Source organism: Paenibacillus sp. PK4536 (assembly GCF_028594455.2).
GTDB lineage: Bacteria > Bacillota > Bacilli > Paenibacillales > Paenibacillaceae > Saccharibacillus > Saccharibacillus nuruki.
This window is the reverse complement of record NZ_CP126313.1, coordinates 3435791-3456959: the sequence shown is the minus strand read 5'-3', so window position 1 is coordinate 3456959 and position 21169 is coordinate 3435791. Positions and strand designations below refer to the sequence as shown.

The 21169-nt window shown below is 36.3% G+C and carries 18 protein-coding genes and 2 CRISPR repeat arrays; of the genes, 6 read left to right on the top strand and 12 right to left on the bottom strand.

Translation table 11 applies throughout. From position 1 onward, the window contains the following. Positions 1–174 precede the first annotated feature (174 nt). Both PO903_RS15520 and clpP read left to right on the top strand, forming a co-directional pair. Positions 175–978, top strand: a complete 804-nt coding sequence (locus tag PO903_RS15520; protein ID WP_273593870.1) for an RNA polymerase sigma factor — start codon at positions 175–177, stop codon at positions 976–978. A 15-nt stretch (positions 979–993) separates the two neighbouring features. Then, a complete protein-coding gene (gene clpP / locus PO903_RS15515; RefSeq protein ID WP_273593869.1) occupies positions 994–1575 on the top strand; it encodes an ATP-dependent Clp endopeptidase proteolytic subunit ClpP in 582 nt (193 codons plus the stop codon). 121 nt (positions 1576–1696) lie between these two features. Then, positions 1697–1993: direct repeats of the CRISPR family, unit length 29 nt; unit sequence CTTTAAATCCCACTACGTGCATATAAAAC. 287 nt (positions 1994–2280) lie between these two features. Here clpP and cas3 read toward each other — a convergent pair. The 6 genes from cas3 to PO903_RS15485 form a co-directional block, all read right to left on the bottom strand. Next, positions 2281–4656 (bottom strand): CRISPR-associated helicase Cas3', encoded by a 2376-nt coding sequence (gene cas3 / locus PO903_RS15510; RefSeq protein WP_273593868.1) that lies wholly within the window; start codon positions 4654–4656, stop codon positions 2281–2283. 96 nt (positions 4657–4752) lie between these two features. Beyond that, positions 4753–5475 (bottom strand): type I-B CRISPR-associated protein Cas5b, encoded by a 723-nt coding sequence (cas5b, locus tag PO903_RS15505; RefSeq protein WP_273593867.1) that lies wholly within the window; start codon positions 5473–5475, stop codon positions 4753–4755. Beyond that, positions 5475–6389, bottom strand: coding sequence for a type I-B CRISPR-associated protein Cas7/Cst2/DevR (cas7i, locus tag PO903_RS15500; RefSeq protein WP_273593866.1), 915 nt, complete (start codon positions 6387–6389; stop codon positions 5475–5477). The genes cas5b and cas7i overlap by 1 nt, the downstream gene beginning before the upstream one ends. Then, positions 6389–8455 (bottom strand): hypothetical protein, encoded by a 2067-nt coding sequence (locus PO903_RS15495; RefSeq protein ID WP_273593865.1) that lies wholly within the window; start codon positions 8453–8455, stop codon positions 6389–6391. Before PO903_RS15495 ends, cas7i begins: the two co-directional genes overlap by 1 nt. Positions 8456–8461: 6 nt before the next feature. Further along, the gene (cas6, locus tag PO903_RS15490; RefSeq protein WP_273593864.1) at positions 8462–9190 is read right to left on the bottom strand and encodes a CRISPR-associated endoribonuclease Cas6; all 729 of its coding nucleotides are present in this window, start codon (positions 9188–9190) and stop codon (positions 8462–8464) included. A 664-nt stretch (positions 9191–9854) separates the two neighbouring features. Further along, entirely contained in the window at positions 9855–10226 is a 372-nt protein-coding gene (locus PO903_RS15485; protein WP_273593863.1) for a hypothetical protein, read from the bottom strand. A 127-nt stretch (positions 10227–10353) separates the two neighbouring features. Here PO903_RS15485 and PO903_RS15480 point away from each other — a divergent pair, with 127 nt between their 5' ends. Beyond that, complete coding sequence (locus PO903_RS15480; RefSeq protein ID WP_273593862.1) at positions 10354–10599, top strand: helix-turn-helix domain-containing protein; 246 nt, start codon at positions 10354–10356, stop codon at positions 10597–10599. Positions 10600–11293: 694 nt separating this feature from the next. Here PO903_RS15480 and PO903_RS15475 read toward each other — a convergent pair. Beyond that, entirely contained in the window at positions 11294–11467 is a 174-nt protein-coding gene (locus PO903_RS15475; RefSeq protein WP_273593861.1) for a hypothetical protein, read from the bottom strand. A gap of 330 nt (positions 11468–11797) precedes the next feature. Here PO903_RS15475 and PO903_RS15470 point away from each other — a divergent pair, with 330 nt between their 5' ends. Further along, on the top strand, positions 11798–12013 hold the full coding sequence (locus tag PO903_RS15470; protein WP_273593860.1) for a helix-turn-helix domain-containing protein: 216 nt from the start codon (positions 11798–11800) through the stop codon (positions 12011–12013). 290 nt (positions 12014–12303) lie between these two features. Beyond that, a CRISPR array of direct repeats spans positions 12304–13249; the repeat unit is 29 nt; unit sequence CTTTAAATCCCACTACGTGCATATAAAAC. Positions 13250–13576: 327 nt separating this feature from the next. On the opposite strand, the gene PO903_RS15465 is transcribed toward PO903_RS15470, so the two are convergent. The 3 genes from PO903_RS15465 to PO903_RS15455 are packed head-to-tail and all read right to left on the bottom strand — an operon-like array spanning position 13577 to position 17057. Continuing rightward, positions 13577–14419 carry a sugar ABC transporter permease gene (locus PO903_RS15465; RefSeq protein WP_069328176.1) on the bottom strand — a complete coding sequence of 281 codons (843 nt, stop codon included), beginning with the start codon at positions 14417–14419 and terminating at the stop codon, positions 13577–13579. Continuing rightward, entirely contained in the window at positions 14416–15765 is a 1350-nt protein-coding gene (locus PO903_RS15460) for a carbohydrate ABC transporter permease (protein ID WP_069328175.1), read from the bottom strand. The genes PO903_RS15465 and PO903_RS15460 overlap by 4 nt, the downstream gene beginning before the upstream one ends. A gap of 2 nt (positions 15766–15767) precedes the next feature. Then, the gene (locus PO903_RS15455) at positions 15768–17057 is read right to left on the bottom strand and encodes a sugar ABC transporter substrate-binding protein (RefSeq protein ID WP_069328174.1); all 1290 of its coding nucleotides are present in this window, start codon (positions 17055–17057) and stop codon (positions 15768–15770) included. Between the two features lie 452 nt (positions 17058–17509). Here PO903_RS15455 and PO903_RS15450 point away from each other — a divergent pair, with 452 nt between their 5' ends. Next, positions 17510–18550 carry a LacI family DNA-binding transcriptional regulator gene (locus PO903_RS15450; protein WP_273593859.1) on the top strand — a complete coding sequence of 347 codons (1041 nt, stop codon included), beginning with the start codon at positions 17510–17512 and terminating at the stop codon, positions 18548–18550. A 372-nt stretch (positions 18551–18922) separates the two neighbouring features. Then, a complete protein-coding gene (locus PO903_RS15445) occupies positions 18923–19102 on the top strand; it encodes a hypothetical protein (RefSeq protein ID WP_069328172.1) in 180 nt (59 codons plus the stop codon). Positions 19103–19217: 115 nt separating this feature from the next. On the opposite strand, the gene PO903_RS15440 is transcribed toward PO903_RS15445, so the two are convergent. Together PO903_RS15440 and PO903_RS15435 are read right to left on the bottom strand one after the other, a co-directional pair. Continuing rightward, positions 19218–20135, bottom strand: coding sequence for a DUF7638 domain-containing protein (locus PO903_RS15440; protein WP_273593858.1), 918 nt, complete (start codon positions 20133–20135; stop codon positions 19218–19220). 314 nt (positions 20136–20449) lie between these two features. After that, positions 20450–21055, bottom strand: a complete 606-nt coding sequence (locus PO903_RS15435) for a PepSY domain-containing protein (protein ID WP_273593857.1) — start codon at positions 21053–21055, stop codon at positions 20450–20452. Positions 21056–21169: the final 114 nt, after the last annotated feature.

Genomic DNA, 21169 nt, shown 5'->3' with positions numbered 1-21169 from the left:
TCGTTAGAGTTAACCTTTAAAAAAATAAGAGATTACGGTATGCTCTTAGCCAGACTTGTACATATTTTAATTATCGTTATACATATTGCGTATCTTTTGAATCACCTTATTCGTTTACAAAATATACAACGTTGTAGTCAAAGCATTTCTGATCACAAAGGGGGCGCCCCATAGATGACGCTTTTACACAAGCAAGATCTTACTTTATGTTCAACACATTCTACAGATCAGACGACAGCGTATTGGAAAGAGCAACTTCCATCCCTGTATAAATACTGTCTGTCATTAACCCATCATATTGCAGATGCTGAAGACCTTATGCAAGAAACCTGTCTCAAAATTCTATCTGCTCAGTGCAAAGGATTATCTATAGCACAATCAGAAGCCTATACGATTCGCACGGCTCGTAACACATGGATCGATATCATGCGTAGAAAACGTTATGTGGACGATTATATTCAGCAACATCAGCTAACGGTACACGATATAGCAGAATCCTGTCCGCAAGATATTGAACTCGCGATACAACAATTAATGAATCAGTTATCTCCGTGGCAACAAGCGATTTTTATGTTACGAGATTTATTTGGTTATTCAGCGGCAGATACGGCGCAGATGTTAGAGACGACTGAAGGTGCTGTCAAAGCAGCTCTGTATCGGGCAAGAACAATTCTGAATCAAAAAGCTGACACCTTAGACGAATACACTTCGCTCGCCGAAGATAGGGATACGCTGGTGCTCTTACATCAATACGTACAAGCCCTTCATGCAGGTGATGCTTCCAGAATCGTGCAGTTGACGGTGATGCGCATGAATACGTCCAGTCAGGATGTTCAAGCTATAGCTATCGATACCCAATGGGCTTGTGCTAAGCATTCAACATCGGCAGCAGTCTCTAATACAATGCAGCCCTTTTTGCCGTATCACAAGCAGTTCTATTCATCCTCTTCTTCTGAGATGCGTATAGCGGCTGCTTAACAAGGAGTGCTTCAGATGACAACTATCCCTTATGTGGTGGAACAAACAGATCGTGGTGAACGTAGTTACGATATTTATTCTCGATTACTGAAAGATCGGATCATTATGGTGTCTGGCGAAGTGGAAGATCAGATGGCAAATATTATTGTAGCTCAACTGCTTCATCTAGCAGCCGAAGACGAGCAAAAAGATATTCAGATGTATATCAATTGCCCCGGTGGTTCGGTATCGGCTGGCTTCGCTATCTATGACACGATGCAATTTATCAAACCAGATGTGTCGACGATCTGTACAGGTATGGCGGCAAGCTTTGGTGCAATTCTACTCGTGGGTGGTACGCTTGGAAAGCGGATGGCTTTACCTAATAGTGAAATTATGATTCATCAACCTCTTGGTGGTGCTAAAGGTCAGGCTTCAGATGTGATTCTCTATGCCGACCGCTTGCTTCGCAGTCGAGCCAAGTTGAATGAAATCATCGCAGATCGTACCGGTCAATCTTTGGAAAAGGTTGCGCAAGATTGTGATCGGGATTATTTTCTAACGGCTGAAGAAGCGGTGGCTTATGGGTTGGTGGATCAGGTTGTGACTAGGGTTTAGAAAAATAGATTAACCATATGAAATAAGCGATTACCTGATAAAAAGGGAATCGCTTATTTTTCTTTTATCAGGTCATCTTTTGGATTCTTAATGCACTGACGTTTACTTATTTTTGGGCTATCTTTAAATCCCACTACGTGCATATAAAACCAACAGATCGTCCAGACTACCCAGTCATACAGGATGTGACTTTAAATCCCACTACGTGCATATAAAACCAACAGATCGTCCAGACTACCCAGTCATACAGGATGTGACTTTAAATCCCACTACGTGCATATAAAACTACGTTGGACTGGCTTCTAACCGGGTTATGTGCTTGCTTTAAATCCCACTACGTGCATATAAAACATCCTGGTGCGTGAGCTTGCTACCATCATGCAACAGAACTTTAAATCCCACTACGTGCATATAAAACCCCGGATTTTCACACTGCAAAACCCTTGCTACATCAACACTTTCAATCAACTTCAAATTTGATTTTGCATTAAACCTCCAATGAGGAAAATAGACAGTTGTTTAAAAACGCTCAAGTCCCTTTCCCTGTCTGGCTTACAGCCGATTCGACAAAAAAATCGATCACTGCAAAATAAAAGTAAATTGTTCTCACCTATACTATTCTACACTATCACAAAAAGAGCCGATCAAATGAACGATCTTCACCAATCACTTCTTTTTTAATCGCTTTAGCAATAAAGGTCAAAATTATTGCCTATAAGGGGATCTTTCATTTAATCTTAATCCTTTTTGATTATCGTATGGAGCATCGACATAATACAGGTCAGGAATAATTATAGATTTAGACAACACTTGTCGATCAATTGTATAACGATTGATATTTACTGAGTATTCTTCAAGTTGAATCCGTGCTAATTGACGTTGAGCTATTTCTTTTTTACGATTCGCTTTCCGCCAAGTTTGAAGTAATTTTTTAAATTCTGGATCATTTTTATATTGTTTAGGTACAACTTGTACTGTTTGAATATCACGGAATAAGGCTTTGGCAAGCTTAGATGTAGTATTATACATTGTTAGATTTTCCAATTCATAAAGAGAATCTGCAAACTTTTTTCTAAAATTGAAGTTCCGTTCTGAATGCTGACTATATAAATTTTCAATCATCTGTTGCTTTTGAGATTCTAAAAGAACTTGTCCATCATAAGCTCGAAGTAAATCTACACTATATTCATAGATTTCTTCATCATAGACATACTTTACTCCACTTACATCTCCTGTATAGATATGAATATTATAATCAGTAATCGACTTTTGACCTTTACGATTGCAACGTCCATATCTTTGAAATTGACTATCTAATGAAGACATTTCACTATACAGATGATCAAAATCAATATCCAAACTCGCTTCTACCAATTGAGTAGTTACCCATATCCCATGAGAAGAAGACACCTCGAAATTATTATATTCAGATTCAACTATTATAGATACATTTGATAGTGTACCAGCAAATTTAAGAATACAATCCTCTTTGAATGCTCGATCTCGCTGAGTAAATTTAGAATGTAACAACTGGCAATGTATAGATAATGATTCTGTATTTGTGGGATTTACTTGATGTCTATTATTGATGATCTTCTCATATATTTCAGTTGCTTTAGCAATCGTATTACAGATAACTAAAACTTTACCTTGTTGACCTTTATGAATGATCTCAGCAATAACCTTTTCGTCTGCAATAGGATCATCATGTAATTTAAGGTAATGACGTTGGAGAGTATCCTCTATAAAATCATGTCCGCTATAGGCAATATTGCGCTTGGAAGAACCATTTAACCTTTTGGTTAATTCATCGTAATAGAAGCTAGGCAATGTAGCTGTCATTATCATAAATGATCCACCGATCTCATCAATCATTACAAGTGCACGAATAATTAGAGCAGCTAGTCGAGGGTCATAAAGTTGTAATTCATCTATAATCAATTTCGAGTATGCAAATACAGAATATTCCTTCTCATAGCCCAAATAATACATTGGAAATTGAAGGATCTGATCAATGGTTGAAATAATCAACTTATTTGCATATTGCTTTGATTGTGTAATTACTTTATCCATAAGAGCATAATCAATCTCTTGTTGCTGATCTCCGTTGTTAGATTGTTCTTCTTGATCCAAGCGAATTAAATATTCCATACTTGTAGAATGAAGTAATCCTACAGCTTGCTCTCCCCAGTGATCTTCATGATTATCTATAGACTTATAGCTAAAATGAATTCCATGCTCTCCTACAATACGTTTATACATAGCATTTAGGCTTACTCGTAAAGGAAGCGTAAAAAAGGTTTTACTATTTCCAGCCCAGATCAATCCTGCTTCTGTTTTCCCTTCGCCAGTAGGAGCAATCATAATGACATGATCCTGTTGATGATCTAATGCAAATTGCTGAAACATTCTCAATTTTGATTTAAGCCGCTCTACAATATAATGTTGTGCATATGTTCCAACCTGAATCGGAATATCGAGTTCAACAGGTACATGAGCAGAAGCAGCATGATCTAACCGATGTAGAAATCCTTTAATTAGAAGATAAGATGAATAGAGTTCTGGCTTCTTATCATGACTAATTCTCATACTAGGTAATACTTTACTGATCGAGGAAGGTAACACTTCTGCTTCCAAAACAATGCCTAATTCTTGCTCAATCTGCTCTTTATGAGGCAGAATAGAACTTTGATAGATTTGTGCAACCTCAGCCGGTGTTTCTGCACGATTACGTTCATGATGATAAGCAACGGCTTGATACAAAATTAATTGTTCCGATAAAGTTAATTTGAGAGAGCCTGCAGGTATTGCCAATACTGATAGAAAATTGTGCTGAATAATTCTTATACGCTTGGATGAATTAGTAGAATTCTGTTTTAACATGCTTTGAAAATGATTATCATATTTTCCCACATCATGATATGAGACAGCCCATTTTAATAGTTCCCAGTCTCTTGAACTCATTTGTAATATCTTATCTTTGCAATAATTATATAATTGCTCATAACGTTCTTCTAATGCTTGTGTATGTTGTTGGATCGTTTCTGCTGGCTCTGATTTGGCTAGAAAAGAAGATGGCATAGATTTGTTCTCCTTTGACATACAATAAAAGGAACTTGATCAATATCAAAGTCCCTTTTATTTCATCTTATTTACTTTATATTTCAGCACGTTATACTAATCTACTGTTGGAAAAAATACACCATACTTTTTACCATGATCGGTATCTACCATATAGGGATAATCATGATATCCAATAGCTTCCCCAGCTTGAATATAACCCACCCTAAACTTTTCCCATACTCTGACTCCATTAACAATTTCATATTTCCAATTCAAGCGATAAGGATAACAACCATATTGATCTAATTCGAGGAAGTCTTTAGGCACATAGGCATTATAAGTAAGTGTCAAATCTTCTGTAGCCTGTACTAATTCTACCTGTTCACAAGGTTCTTTAAGCTGTACTAGATCTTCCCAACGTCCTAGACTCAAATGCATAGAATTGTTATTAATTCGATCTTCAAGCTGATCCAATACATCAGGTTCTGCTTGTACATGAATAAGTAAGTTCACATCATACAACATATGTGTATAAATCGGCATTGTTGAAAGGTCTTCTAGATTGCGCTTAAACCCCAAACCATCTGTTGTTAAAACAAAGTCAGATGTATCACTTTCTTTAAAGAAGTAATGCGTCTGATAATCATGAATCAACGTATCATAATCTCCTTGAATACTGATCTGCATAGGTACAAATGCTGTAGCTTCCAACACCGCATGAAGCATTCCTTTTACAGTTGAATGTGGTGGTAGTGGATACGTTTCTGCTACTTTAAAAGCAAATGGTTTTTTGTAACAAGCGGTCTGTTGATACAATTTGAGACGTAACACTTTCATTACGAACGATCCTCAAAATAAACTTTGATTTCTTGTTTGATCGACTCAAAAAATTGTTCTACTGTTCCTATTCGATCTTCGGATGTTACATTTTTCAACTCACTCTCATTACGGAAAATGCCCGATACATAACCAATATGGGTCGAATCACGCATCGTTTCCCCTTTAAATGTGCTTGAACCGACCTCAGATAACATCTTCGTCTCAATATTCCATAATTTATTATGAGGCTTCAATGCGACTCGCCCTAAGAAAAATGGATTTGCTACAGGATACATACCACCAATAATGAACAGCGGGGCTAGTGTCTCTTGACGACCTCGAATATTGCGATTAAGTAATTTAAGAACATCCAGCAATTGATGCAATCGAGCACTCTTTTGAGTAGCTTCAATTTCAACATGTGTATTAGATCGGGGTTGATGGTCTATACCAATATGATCCAGATCAATCGTGACTGTATACGTATAAAAACTTTCGTGTTGTTCAATATTCGCTAAATTAGCTGTCTCCTGAATACGCTCTGCCATACCCATGTTTGTTAATAACTCCATATCAAAGCGATAAGGCTCTAGAGAGATCGCATGAGATAAACGAACGGTAGCTGGACGCTTCAATGATGGATTACCTGTTTTCAAATAACCAAATAAGTCCATCTCCACTGAGTCTTCGATAGTGATATTGTCTTTAAATTGAACAGTTCCTTTAGCTTTATCTACTGTATTCAGATTCCAATCAAACCACTCGTTTCCCAATCGTACAATATCGTAGCGAATGCTTTGACGCGAAGCGAATGTTAACACTTCTCCGTTACCACGATGAATCTTTTTTAGTTCAGAAATATTAGCGATACCTTCTCCATAATTAAGAGAATTTGCGCGGAAAATAACCGTAAATGTGAGGGCTCTACTCATTAATTTTCTACCTCTCCTTCTGTATGCGCAAAATTCTGTTCTAGTTCATCATCTCGCATATGTTCTGATGTATCTTTAGTTTTGTCTATTTTTCTTTTTTCACTACCCAATAAAGCGGCAATAAAGGTATTAGCAATCGTCTCAAAATCTAATTTTTCTTCTTGAAAAATATCGACAAAGATTCTTGGAATGCCTAAAGGTGGGGAACTGGTACCATTTGCATTTCTACGAGCTCCTGTAGTATTAGCCGATAAGTAAATACGGAAAGTAGTATCTAAAAAAGATTGCTTATCCCCTGCATTCACAGCATTCAAAAGACGATATACAATACCTTCAAGCTTTTTACGTCCACTAGCTCTATAATCACTTTGTTCTGTATTTGTAGCATTAGATTCGAATGGGCGACTAAATACAAACCGTCTTCGAAGCTTGACCCCTTCTTCATAGATCTCATTAATCTGGCTATCATGTACACTCAATTGAAGTTCCCCCTTTTTGGCAAGTGAAAGATGGTACCTTGCATTAATAGCAATGTGTGCACTTTTAGATAACAATTCTTTTTCATAAAAATTAGCTCGAATCATTTGACGCAACAATTCATAGATATGCCTTTTGGGATCATGCCCTTGCAGAATTTTGCGTAAATACAAATCTCGAATACGATTGTCACTAATATCTTTCAATTTGTATCCTGAATCAGCCAGATATGTAGCTATATAAGCAGGCATATGATAGTAATCTAGCAATGTTTTTTTCATTTGATATTCAGAATGAAATTCCACGAATAAATATGAATTTTTAGACTTTATATTTTCGGCTTTATGTTTCATTTCTCCCAGTAAACCAATAATAGATTCACTCCAAGAATTTGTTCTTTTTCGTTGTAAGCGATAAATATTATTTAATTTTACTAATCCTTTAAAATTAATATTATCCATAACTATGCCGAAAAAGCGCTTATTGACTTCAGTATGTTCATTCCCCAAACGTCGATTATAATCAACCATACCAATAGGTACGCAGAATAACAGTAGCCGAGCAATTGCACTGATAGGAATAGGATTCTTTTTATCAAATTCCCAATAAAAATTAACAGCTTTCTTTTTAGAAAGTGCTAGAGGAGAAAATGTAAGTTCTTCATAAGATTGTGTAGCAGGTACACCCTCTATAATGGAACATTTAGATATATGTTGATCAAAATATTGCAAAATATCTTGACGACTATTTAATTTTTTGACAGCACGTAACCAATCTTTATAAGGCTTATGCGTATCACTATATTTTTGAAGCAAGGCAGGAATAGTTGATTCTACAGTTGATCCATCTTCTTGTTCCTGATGAAGACGTTCATATAACTGCAAATCTCGTAGTGCAGGATCAGCAAAGTCTTTATTTAACTGCTGAATATGTTCTTCTTTGGATTTTGCATTGAAAGACGGCTGTAATATCGAAGCTTGACCAAAAAATATACCCAAAATAACAGCTTTCACATAATTAAGAGTTAACTTCTCTTCTATGAAAGTGGTAGCCATGATGCGCTCATATTCGAGTACACTAACTTCGATCTGCTCTGCATCTTGGTAATCTTCAACTTGATTTAATTGTTCAATCACTTGCGCTAACTGGTTACATTCATCTGTATTTGGAAAATATTTTTCTACTTTTTTATACTGATCATTCATGATTTTGCGAATCGCTTTTGCACACTCTTTGATCACTTTATTTTGATCTTTCAGAAGTTGAGCATCTATTAGCTGATTGGGATCGCTTGCTTGAGACGTTATAATTTTGTTATATGCACCATTAGCTTTCTTTTTTGACCATTCCATTCTACCGACATCTCGGCGAACAACACTAGATTCTTTGATCCACCATTCGATATATCGTGCAGAGAAAAGTTCTATATGTTTTTCAGTCAAATGAATACTATAAGAAGTCATTATATTAGGTACATCTTCTTCTAAAGGAGTCATACTTATATCAGTACGATCAAATAATCGTGTTAATCCAATCATTCCCGCGGTGATCATCCAATCTTCTGCAAATATTTCTATTGAAGCAGACAAATACATTCACTCCTCTCTCACATATTCCAACATACCAAATGATTGTGAAGCTCGCTTTCCTACGCCAGATTGATATAGAAATTGCAGATCATCTGGATGCCCTGTTAACTTTAAATGTCCACGATAAGCCGTAAAATACAAATTTTTCTTACCTGTATGTTGATTACGGAATGTAGAATTAGACTCTTTGATTACCACACGCTTCATCTGTAGTGGTTCGATTACAATTGGACGATAAGGTTTACGTCCTGTAAGTTCTTGAATACGGAGTGCTGCATAATAACCGAACTCTGTTACGTATTCAGGTTGGTCAGGATGAAGAGGTTGCCCCTCTTTATTTTCGATTAAGATTGGAGATAACGTAGAAAAATAAACCTGTTCGCTTTGAATTTCAGTCTCGGGTAACATCTGAATATTTAAGCGTGTCCAAGTCTCATGATAGGTAGTATACGTTGTTAGCCGTTGCAATCCATTAAATAGGTGAAGCATAAATGACATATCTGCGGAGGTAATATTGATGGTGAGGCTTTTCAAATGAATCTCATCTTCTACATATGTAAAATCACGCAAATATACTGCTGTGGCGAACGGCTTCATTTTGCCTTCATTCTCAATATAAAGAGATTCATAATAGCCACGATTTGATTTTTTTAGTGCTTCTTTTAAGATTGACAACACTATAAACCGATAACTGACTGCTATACGTGCGACTTCGTATGTTACGCTCAAGCGCATAAGTTCACTTCCTTTTAGGTAAATTTAGTTAGTGACCTTTAGAACTATATAAAAAGGAATATAGTCCCATATTATCATTATTGAGATAATAGTGTAAATATAAATAATTTACACTATACTTTAGATAATCAAGGCATCTAATTCAGATGCCTTGATAAAAATAGCTTATTACAGACAAATGAGGTAAAATGATAGATAATGAAATAAGGTCGAATCTTTACTTGGCGGTGGGATTCGTAAGGACTACTTGAATTGTTAAATTGAAGTAGTCCTTTTTTATTTCAAAATCATAATGACAACAATAGTTAACAAAATCATCAAATAAATAGTCATCGAATTTTGAAATGTTTTCATCTTGCTACCTCCTTTATTTTAAAAATAATTTTTTATAAGATGTAGTTTTGACTTGGATCATATTTTTATTATACTAAGTTTTGATGATAATACAAGTATGTTTATTTCTGTTGATTTTTAATCACTAATTTATAAATAACATTTCTATACAAAAAGGAGTAAAGCAAATGGTTTTAAAATCCATTGCTTTACTCCTTTTTTCCACTACGTTCATATAAAATTGTTTGCTTATGATATAGTTTTGACTTTTTATATCCCACTTGTTCAGATCACTAAACATGCACGATTAATTTTAACATAAAATTTTGAACTAATCTTGTTCGTTTTTCAAATCATACACTAGACCACTTAATCCTAAATTTCCTGATCCTTGTTCTAGGAAATCTTTCATGATAAATTCTAAAGCATTCATACTCTTTAGATATGTAAACCATTTTTCTATTTCTTGAGCTTTTTTACTTTTTAAATCAGTGACTAAAATGACTCCTCCATAATCAACATCATGAATATATTCTTTCACATCACCATTTCTAGATAGCTGAACTCGTCTGATCCAAAGTGTGTTATATTCATCTATAAACATGGCATGTTCTTTTCCAATTATATATCCTGTAATAAATTCTATATTCGAATCATTTCCATATGAGTTCATTTTAATATTAATTTTTTCTAAATTAATCATTATACACCTCTCATATCATTTATAGTTTAACTCCTAAAGATAATATAACGCTTCTAAAGTTAAACTTCAATCGTTAATTCAATATTATAGATGTTTAGGCTATAATGAGGTGTTGGAGGTGCTACATATGCCCATTTATATAAAACTGGCTGAAGTTTTAGAAGAAGCAGGTATCTCAAGAAATACACTTGCTCGCGAAGCTAAAATAAGACCTAACACGATTTATGACATGCACGATAATAAAACAAAACGGATCGATTTAGTGATGCTTACTAATCTGCTAGACGCTTTGTGCGAACTTACGGGTCAAGAGTATCAAGTCAGTGATATTTTTGAATACCGCAAAGGAAAACAAAAAGAAGACAATTCCTAAATAGGAGTTGTCTTCTTTTTTACCTTGATAAAAATTATGACTACATTACATATATTTAACTACCACTACGTGTATATAAAACTTCTTATTGTCTTGGATTGCAGATGTGTCTATTTATGCTTTAAATCCCACTAAGTTCATATAAAACACTTTATATACTAAACGAGCACCAGTTGGGCTAGAAGCATTTAAATCCCACTACGTGCATATAAAACCCCGAAATTCCACACTTCAAAACCCTTGCTACATCAACGTTTTTCCTAAATTAAATTTTCTATTTTGCATTGAACCGCCAATAAGGAAAATAGACAAGTGTATAAAAAGTCTCAAATCCCTTTCCCTGTCTGGCCTACAGCCGATTCGACAAAAAAATCGATCACTGCAAAATAGTAATAAACTGACTTTACCAAATTATAATAAAGTACTAAAAAAAAGGAAAGTATATTCTATATTGACCCCTTTAATCACTTACAATAAAACCTCATTTAAAGATTAGGAGTATTGCCTTCTTACTCCTACAATTCTTCCATACCCGACAAAAGCGATGTGTCTTTTTGTAAATACAAAAATTATTTCACATCTTCAAATATGTAATGAAGTTGTAATCCATCTTTTAATCCTTGCTCATACATAGTGGATTCTGCTAATCCTTGAACTAAAGTTATTTTTTCTTCGTAGGTTAAGAAGAGTTCTTTTACTTCAGCAGGAACTTGATTAGAAATGTGTTCGAGAAGTTGTGTACATCTTTCATTAATGACTGATACTCTCCCAGACTCGCTAGATGACTGCTTCCAATCTCGTCCATTCGTATCGACATGAATTGATGAAAAGCAGACTTTATCTGATTGTGACGAAGTATATTTTCCATGATTATGTCTCCTTAAAAGTTAAAACTATATTTGAACATAACAAATAAAACTATTTCTTGAGCAAACTAATGATTTGAGATAAGCTAATCTGGATATATTCAATAAATCGAATTTTTAATTTGAGAAATCAAATATGTATGAATCTACAACACAAAGTAAAAGATGTGATTGAATATATCCCCAGATAAAATAATCAATACTATTATCCGCTTATTAGTATAAAAATGATTATATACGCCTTTTAGTATAGAGTCAATCTTCAATTCAAGACTTTATGTCTTTATTTTGCATTTGTAACAGTTTAATATGATGGAAAGAAGGACTACATAATGAGAACGATACGAATAAAATTAGATGAATTGATGGCAGAGCGTGGTCTTACACAGATGAAGCTTGCAGAAATGTCGGGCGTACGTCAAGCAGCCATTTCTGAAATGTCACGTAATATCCGTGAACAAGTTAATTTGAGAACACTCATCAAAATTGCTGATGCTCTAGAAATAGATGATCTATCCGAATTGATGGTAATCGAGAAAAACGAATAATACTAGTTTTGAACTTAATAGTAGAAATACAGAAAAGACTCACTAATATGCACTAAAGCATAGGCGAGTCTTTTGAGCATGCAATTTAGATTTAGATTTTCATTTCAATGTCCGTTTGAAAATGTGCCATTTTATATGTAGCAATTAACTACTTGATTTTAAATATGTAAAACGATTATAAAGCAAAGTGGTGAAACAGAGATACCCTTCCCCTACTCACACCCTTTTACTACTTACTATATGCATATAAAACTACCAAAAAGAGATATAGCCAATTGCACTTGTTATGTCTTTAAGTCCCACTACGTACATATAAAACTTAATAATTTCAAAAGGAATTAGCACTCCTACATCCTTTAAATCCCGCTATGTTCAAATAAAACGTGAAGCTAATTCCTCAATGTGAAACTTCCAATTGTTCTTTAAATCCCACTACGTGCATATAAAACTCGCGCGGAGCGTATAAACGCTCACGAGCTGATTGCTTTAAATCCCACTACGTGCATATAAAACTTACCTGTTTCATGCATTGCAATAGCTGCTAGTGCAGCCTTTAAATCCCACTACGTGCATATAAAACTGAAGTGAAAACAATTAGACAGAAATACTATAACGTTCTTTAAATCCCACTACGTGCATATAAAACCAGCCCATGTCTGACCGCACAGCTCACACAATCCCACTTTAAATCCCACTACGTGCATATAAAACCCCCTTCCCTTTAACTAAACGACCATCTGCCATAATAACTTTAAATCCCACTACGTGCATATAAAACAATAGTTCTACACCGTTAAAGTACTATTACAACATATCTTTAAATCCCACTACGTGCATATAAAACGAATGCTTTTACCCAGGAGCAAGATCCTTTTGTAGTCTTTAAATCCCACTACGTGCATATAAAACTCATTTACTACGTACTATTCGGAACGGTCATACATTCTTTAAATCCCACTACGTGCATATAAAACAGGAATGCCACCCGACTGAGCGGTTTGCAAAAATTCCTTTAAATCCCACTACGTGCATATAAAACGATCGGAACGATAGATGATGTAAAACAGACAGAAGATCTTTAAATCCCACTACGTGCATATAAAACTTCCGTCCATATTGACCGACCAGGCTGTTGTACCGGTCTTTAAATCCCACTACGTGCATATAAAACACGTGGCAACGTGTTGATGATCAATGCTGGATATAACTTTAAATCCCACTACGTGCATATAAAACCCCAAAATTTCACACTCAAAAACCCTTGGTACATCAACGTTTTTCCCAATTGAAATTTTCCATTTTGCATTGAACCTCCAATGAGGAAAATAGACAACTGTTCAAAAACGTTCAAATCCCTTTCCCTGTCTAGCTTACAGCCGATTCGACAAAAAAATCGTTCACTGCAAAGCCAATACACTTTACTTCTATTCCCATCATAGGACACAATATTCTAATCGTCAAAGCCAACTTTTTTCCCCTTCTATTCTACTATTACTACTTCCGAATACACAAAAACAGACTTATCTCAATCATATGAGATAAGCCTGTCTTTTTTATTGCCAATTACCCCTTCGTTGCCCCTGCCGTCAATCCATGTACCAAGAACCGCTGCAAGAACATATACAACAACGTAATCGGCAACGCCACCAACACCGAGCCTGCGGCGAATAGGGTAAACTCTGTACTTGAATACGTATTGACCAACTCATACAACCCTACCGCCAATGTCCAGTTCTCCCTCGAACGTAAGATCAGACGGGCGAAGATAAAGTCAACCCATGCACCGGCAAATGTCGTCAATGCAATATACGTAATAATCGGCATCGACAACGGTAGAATAATCCGACTGAAGATTTGAAAATGACTTGCACCATCCAACAAAGCCGATTCTTCTAATGCTCTTGGAATCGTATCGAAAAAGCCTTTAGCCACAAACATTCCCAGTGCTGCACCAGAGGTATACACCAGTACTAGCGCCCACGGCGAGTTCAGTAAGTTCATTTGTAGTAAAATAACATACACTGCAATCATACTCATAAATCCCGGGAACATGCCTAGAATCAGTACAAGTGACATCATCGTTTGTCTGCCTTTAAAGCGGAAGCGTGACATGGCGTATGCGGTTAGCACTTGGAAAAGCGTTCCTAAAATCATACTCGTAATGGCAATTTTGAGCGTATTCCAATACCATTTTAAGTAAGGCAAATCTTTGTCCGATTGCGAACGGAACAAGTCCATATAATGCTCTAATGTTAATTTTTGCGGAATCAATGTCTCACTATAGAGCGAATCGCCTTCTTTGAGTGAGGATAAAATGATCCAGAGTGCTGGATAAATACAGCCAATCGCGATCAGTACAAGCAAGATGTAACTGAACACCAATTTGACACGTTGTTGTTTTCTCATTGGATCATATCCTCCTCTTTAAAGGAACGGCTACGTCGATAGTTATAGAGCGAGAATGCCGCAATAATAATAAAGATAATAATGCCGATCGCTGAAGCAAAGTTATAACGCTGATTTTCAAGAGTTAGCTTATAGAGCCATGTAACTAATAGATCGGTACTACCTGCAAACGCATAATCTCCATTGGCTGGTAATCCATTTGTTAACAAGAAAATCACGTTAAAGTTATTGATATTGCCTGCAAATTGCATAATTAAGATCGGAGCCGTCTGGAACAATACGAATGGCATCGTAATATTGCGGAACTTCTGGAACCCTGTCGCTCCATCCACTTCTGCCGCTTCGTATAGATCACGCGGAATCGCTGTCAGTACACCCAGTACAAGAATCATCGACACGGGAATACCGATCCACATATTTACTAGAATCACGGTCACTTTTGCCCAGAATGGATCATTCAGCCACGGTACTGAACCCAGACCCATCATCCGCAAGTATTGGTTGATCGGCCCAAATTGGAAGTTCAGTAGATTACGCATAATTAGTAGAGAGATAAATTGCGGAATTGCATACGGCAAAATAAATAGCGTACGCCACATGCCTTTGAATTTGATCCCTTTTTGCTCAATCAGTAATGCGACTAGAATACCGCCGAAATATGTAGTGACTGTCGCAACCACTGCCCAGATAATCGTCCATGTAAGTACACCAATAAACGTATGACTCCAGGATTTGAGTGTTAATAGATTGGTAAATGTACGGAACCCTACCCAATCGACTAGATTTTTAGCTGGAATATGATCGGGTGCCGAGTAATTGGTAAATGCCATTAATACCATAAAAATAATCGGAACAATCGTAAACACTAATACGCCAATCGCTGGTAAAGTCAGTAACAAATAAGGAAACCCTTGATTACCGATCATTTTCCATGTCTGACGGAATGTATTGGCACGTTCGCCACGTTCGCGCTTTTTACCAATACGATAAGCGTCTTTGATATTCGCAATATAGAAGCATATCAATAAACCAATATACAATAGTGCGACCAGTCCGTAGATCATCATAAAGATCGAATGATCTCCCGGTACGTTCTGATACAATCTGCCAACTTTCTCCATACGGGAAGGCTGATCACCAAGTGTGATCAACCCCCAGATATTGTTCGCCAGACTGGTAATAATCAGATAGACACTTACCAGTTCAGCAATCAGGAAAATAATTCCTTTCGCCCACTGACGATTAACCATTTGCCCGAGTCCCATAATCAGCGCAGACAAGATCGCTGCTATAAGCCCACTTCCTACACCTGTTGTTCGCTCAGGATGGATCGATACGTTCCCCATTGTTATTGCCCTGTCTCGATATTACTCTTCATTTGACTAACTAGATTATCCAGTGCTGCTTTTGGATCTTTATTATCGTTCCAGATCGAAGACATTGCTGCTTCCATTGGAGACCAGAATTGCGCCATTGCTGGGATCGAAGGCATCGGTACTGAATTTTCAAACTGTTTCAAAAATACAGATGCAATCGGATCGCTTTGTACTTTTTCGCTTTCAGCTACTTTGGTATTGGATGGAAGAGCTCCATTCATTTCAAAGTTCTTAGTCTGCCATTCTTCGGAAGTAATAAAGTCTGCAAATAATTTAGAAGCATTCGGATACTTCGTATAAGCGTTTACAAAATAAGCTTTTACACCGGAGAATGGAGTCATTGGTTTACCATTTGGCAAATTTGGATACATGCCTACACCGATATTTTTAACCGATTCTTTGAGTGAACCTGTATCCCATGGACCACTGATATTCATTGCTAATTTGTTAGACGTAAATAATGATTTTTTGATATCTGCATTGATATCTGATGTTTTAAGCGGAAGAATTTTGTTCAATCCTTGAATAAATGTTGTTGCTTCAATAGCTGCTGGATTGTTCAGACCGATATCTGTTGCATCTGTACCATCACTGCCGAATACATAGGAACCGTATCCACCGATAAATGGGAATACATAGTATCCGTTACCAACTTCCCACATGATCGCAAATTTATTCGCTTTTGTATCGTTAAATGTATTTGCAAAATCAATTACGCCATTCCAATCTTGCGGTACTTCTTTGATCAAGTCTTTGTTGTAGAAAACGGCTGTGGTTTCTACCGATTTGGGATATCCATATAACATATTGTCATACGTTAACGCTTTGATCGCAATTTCACTATTGCGTGATTTGGTATCTTCTTCGAACCAGTCATTAGGCAACACAACGCCTGCGGATACCCCTTGACCAATCTGATCATGAACCCCGGCGAATACATCTCCACCTACACCTGCTGGTCCATCTGTTACCATTTGACCCATCGATTTGTCTGGTCCAACTTCAGCAAAGCTTACTTCTACATTATATTTTTCTTTAAAAGCTTTAGCGGCTGCTTCGATAAATGTTTTCTGATCGCCACTATCCCATACGGTAAGTTTGGCGCCTTCTTCAGGTACCATTTCTTGCTGATCGGCTGCTGTTGCAGGATCTGTGGTTGTTCCCGGTGTAGTTGTTCCTGCTCCACCACTATTACATGCCGACACTATTAACATCATAATTAATAAACAACTCATGATTCCCCACTTTTTACGATTCATCATTCTTTTTTCCTCCGCTCTATAGTATGATGGCGAGCGCTAAAATTATGTACTGTTATCAAGGGTTTGTTGCCTATGTACTTTGACTATATCATTTGCGCAAACGTTTGTTCATATTAGCATATGATACCCTTTTCTTCAGCCATAAAAGTCTAATAATCACCACTAAAGGTAAATGATGTTATAAGTAAGCGCTTTATCCAGCAAATCCATCATAACTGAAATATGGAAATTGTAAAAACGTTTGCACAAACAATTTAACGCCATATTCTGGCTTTTTGCAGATATAATTGCTTATATCCTATCTATTTCTCTGAAAATCATAAAATATCGCCTATTTTCTTTGGAAGTGTGTATATTTTGCAGTTTACATCCGTATAGCATATGTTTTAACATAGATAATACAGATAGTGATGGTTCTCAATATCCCAAAAACCATGACCAGGGAGGTACACATGTCGGTTACGATCAAAGATGTCGCCAAAAGAGCAGGCGTATCTCCTTCTACCGTTTCGCGTGTATTGTCTAATCATCCGCGAATCAGCCATGCTACCTCAGAAAAAGTGAGAGAGATTATGGAGGAGATGGGCTACCATCCGAATATGATGGCGAAAAGTCTAGTATCCAAAACAACCAAAAGTTTAGGTGTGATTTTACCTAAGCCTGCGGAAGAGTTGTTTTTGAATACTTTTTTTATGGAATTAATACGTGGTATTGTGACCCAAGCGAATCGAAGTGGATATGATGTCGTCCTCACTTCAGGCGCTAGTGAAAAGGAAGAAGTAGACGCCGTGTCTCGCTTAGTTTTTGGTGGACGTATTGATGGAGCGATCTTACTTTATTCTCGTCAAAATGATCCGGTTGTTGATTTCCTAAGTGATAAAGAATTCCCAACGGTACTGATTGGACGCAGTGAGCAACATGCGAATGTTCTTTCTGTCGATACCAACAATATAGAAGCGGCGGCAGATGCTACCCGTCATCTGATCCAATTAGGGCATCGACGGATTGGCTTTGTAAGTGGTCCTTCTGAGCTCGTCGTATCGCTTGATCGAATGAGCGGTTACCGACAAGCGTTGCAAGAAGTAGGTCTTCCTTTACGGGATGATTGGATTGTGGAAGGAGAATTTTTGCAAGAAAGTGGTTATCGGGCAATGTCCTTTTTTATGAATTTGCCTGAACGTCCAACAGCACTTGTGGTTGTCGATGATATTGTCAGTTTTGGAATTTTGCGTGGGCTCCATGAATTGGGTTATAAAGTACCTGATGACATCTCAATAGTGAGTTTTAATAATATTGCGCTTGCTGAATTATCGACTCCACCACTAAGCAGTATAGATATTGGTATTTATCATCTTGGATATACAGCTTCGCAAGCATTGATTCAAGCGATTCGTGGAGATGATCATGCGTTACTTTCACAGCGTCATATTGTTCCTCATCGTCTGATTGTACGGGAGTCCTCTATGTTCTCCCCTCCTCATACGGAGTCATAATCATTCACATACGAACTCAATAAAGCGACTGAACCAGACATTATTGTTCTGGCACAGTCGCTTTATTTGCTATGAAATACATACATCCGATATCCAATCTATAACGTATACCATATAACACTAGCATGAGATGGTACATAAATATTTAACAATAATAGGAAATAAATAGATGTATATTCAATCATTCCCTTTATTTTGTCTTATTTGTAGCATAATTTAATGTTATTTTAAGCTAGCCATCACATTTCGTTAAAGTATGCACGATATAATAACTATACAGAAACAGCATACAAGTTATAGATCATTATAGTTTCTGTATTGATCTACTGATTTTTTGAGTCAACTACTATTTCATCCGAGGAGGGTTTACTTATGAATAACGATAATAACTTATCTCTATGGATGACCCAATTTCTGTGCAGTCCTGATCCAGTGAAAGAAGAACGTATTGAAGAAGCAGAGATTGAGAATAATCCAGTTCTACTGCAAAGCATCCGTTTTCACTTAGAGCTTCGCAATCGGCATGATCTGCTTGAACATCACACGTTATAATAAAGGATGGACTCATGAATACATTCAATCCCAAGATTGAGCGATCTCATCACAGCGATTGTTCGTTCCATATATAAACCCCTTATCCACTTACAGGACAAGGGGTTTATTGTATTTAAACTTCTCTTTTTTGATCCGTATATAGAATACGAATATAATCTTCATGTTGAGCTTGCGTTTTGGCTACACGAGGACGTTCATTCTCTGGAATCACTTCATAAGCTTTACGTAGATATTCTTTATTCTCTACTGTTGGATTTTCTAAATAGTCATAATACCGATTTCTACAAATATCATATAAGCTTGGATGCTTGTTTAACTTTTGATAAATGTCGAGTACTTGCTTGTATTTATCCTCAATATCTATAATGTAACTTCCATTGACCATTACTACATCACCGAGATGATCGAGTGTAATCTTAGTCGGTTCTACGAGTTCTGTAAAAAAGGTGCCGTTGCTAAATAATTCTTCTAACTCTTCTAACTTTAATATTTTTTGAAAAACAGCATTTTGACATTCAATCGTACCGTCTTTATATACCGTGAGGTATACCAGATAATCAATACCTTCATACTTCATAAAGATAAAAAATCCTTCTCCTGTAACGACTTTATATCCTACTTCAGACTCTACAAAGAAATCTTGGGCATAAGGTGATTCTACAATTTTATATTTCTCTTTTTTCATTTTTTCGGCAAAAGAAACTTCGTAGATATTATGCATACCCGGATTCAATTGCTGTACTAACTCCGTTATGTAGTCATAATAGCTCTGTGCATCGTGCTTCCATGAACCGCCAATCGTGCGATAATCCCCTAAGCCAAAAACGGAAATAGATTCTCCGTCAGGTACTTGTGGTGTTAACCATTCCAAATCAATCTTTTCGCGCACGCCTTTGAGATCAGCCAGTTCCCAACAATTCACCATTCCATCTTCATAGATATCTACATTGATATAAAAGTATTGTCCATTACGGATAAATCCAGGAATAGTGGTACCTTCTATTATTTTTTCTCTTCGAATTTTATGCATGAGTCATCTTTCTTCCTTCCTATATGCACTATCTTTTTTATAGATTGATAATAATAGTTATCTATTTATTAACCTATTAAGTAATTGTTTAACGTATTATAAGTTATAAATTTTAGGCGGTCATCTATTTTCTTGAATAAAACCCTTAATAAGTATAGCTTACTTTTTTAAATAGTTAAGTAAATTATGTATTTAGTCTAGCAAAAAGCTCTTACCCTGTAAAATAATCATATCGATTACTTTCAGAATAAGAGCTTATTTAGATCTTATCGTTATTTAATTATAAGCTTGCTAGTTATAAGCTTTGTTACCTATTAATCGTTATCGTAGTCGTCGTTGTCATCATCATTGTCATAATCTTTATCGACTGATAATACTTTACCTGTAGCTGCATCAATCTCTACAGTTGCTTCGCCACCAGCGATTTTCAAGTCAACTTCATAAGTCACTCGACCATCATCACTATCACGATCTACTTTAGTCACTGTACCTTTTACAGCTTTCAAAGCAATGGCTTTAGCTTGTGCGACTGTTTTTACCTTGTTGTTGGCATTGTTTGTAGCCGTCTGGTTGTCGTTGTCATCATCGTCATTATCATCGTTGACCACTTTCAACACAGTACCTGTAACTGCATCAATATGAACATCTACATCTTTAGTAGAATTGGCTTTATCTACATCAACTTCATAGTACATTTTGCCATTATTGTAACGTTCCAAATCTACACCATCAATCGTACCTCCAGGTACTTTCGTTAATGCGATTTGCTTCGCTTTGGTTTCACCAATTAATTTGCTTGTTGTTGCTGTTGCACTATTTGAATTACTTGAATTATTCGTAGTCGCTGCTGTCACAGTTCCCATTGTTCCCAAAGCGATTGCTGCTGATAATACACCGATACCTAATTTTTTGTTCATCATGTTATGTTCCTCCTAATAATTTTGTAATATGTTTTTCACTTGTTCTTGCCTCTGCTATTAATATAAAGCTTACAAATGAGATGTCGATTACAACAAGATTAGAATTTGATGAGA

Coding starts and splice junctions, on each gene's coding strand:
- PO903_RS15520 (WP_273593870.1), top strand. CDS start 175: ATGACGCTTTTACACAAGCAAGATCTTACTTTATGTTCAACACATTCT.
- clpP (WP_273593869.1), top strand. CDS start 994: ATGACAACTATCCCTTATGTGGTGGAACAAACAGATCGTGGTGAACGT.
- cas3 (WP_273593868.1), bottom strand. CDS start 4,656: ATGCCATCTTCTTTTCTAGCCAAATCAGAGCCAGCAGAAACGATCCAA.
- cas5b (WP_273593867.1), bottom strand. CDS start 5,475: ATGAAAGTGTTACGTCTCAAATTGTATCAACAGACCGCTTGTTACAAA.
- cas7i (WP_273593866.1), bottom strand. CDS start 6,389: ATGAGTAGAGCCCTCACATTTACGGTTATTTTCCGCGCAAATTCTCTT.
- cas6 (WP_273593864.1), bottom strand. CDS start 9,190: ATGCGCTTGAGCGTAACATACGAAGTCGCACGTATAGCAGTCAGTTAT.
- PO903_RS15485 (WP_273593863.1), bottom strand. CDS start 10,226: ATGATTAATTTAGAAAAAATTAATATTAAAATGAACTCATATGGAAAT.
- PO903_RS15480 (WP_273593862.1), top strand. CDS start 10,354: ATGCCCATTTATATAAAACTGGCTGAAGTTTTAGAAGAAGCAGGTATC.
- PO903_RS15475 (WP_273593861.1), bottom strand. CDS start 11,467: ATGGAAAATATACTTCGTCACAATCAGATAAAGTCTGCTTTTCATCAA.
- PO903_RS15470 (WP_273593860.1), top strand. CDS start 11,798: ATGAGAACGATACGAATAAAATTAGATGAATTGATGGCAGAGCGTGGT.
- PO903_RS15465 (WP_069328176.1), bottom strand. CDS start 14,419: ATGAGAAAACAACAACGTGTCAAATTGGTGTTCAGTTACATCTTGCTT.
- PO903_RS15460 (WP_069328175.1), bottom strand. CDS start 15,765: ATGGGGAACGTATCGATCCATCCTGAGCGAACAACAGGTGTAGGAAGT.
- PO903_RS15455 (WP_069328174.1), bottom strand. CDS start 17,057: ATGATGAATCGTAAAAAGTGGGGAATCATGAGTTGTTTATTAATTATG.
- PO903_RS15450 (WP_273593859.1), top strand. CDS start 17,510: ATGTCGGTTACGATCAAAGATGTCGCCAAAAGAGCAGGCGTATCTCCT.
- PO903_RS15445 (WP_069328172.1), top strand. CDS start 18,923: ATGAATAACGATAATAACTTATCTCTATGGATGACCCAATTTCTGTGC.
- PO903_RS15440 (WP_273593858.1), bottom strand. CDS start 20,135: ATGCATAAAATTCGAAGAGAAAAAATAATAGAAGGTACCACTATTCCT.
- PO903_RS15435 (WP_273593857.1), bottom strand. CDS start 21,055: ATGATGAACAAAAAATTAGGTATCGGTGTATTATCAGCAGCAATCGCT.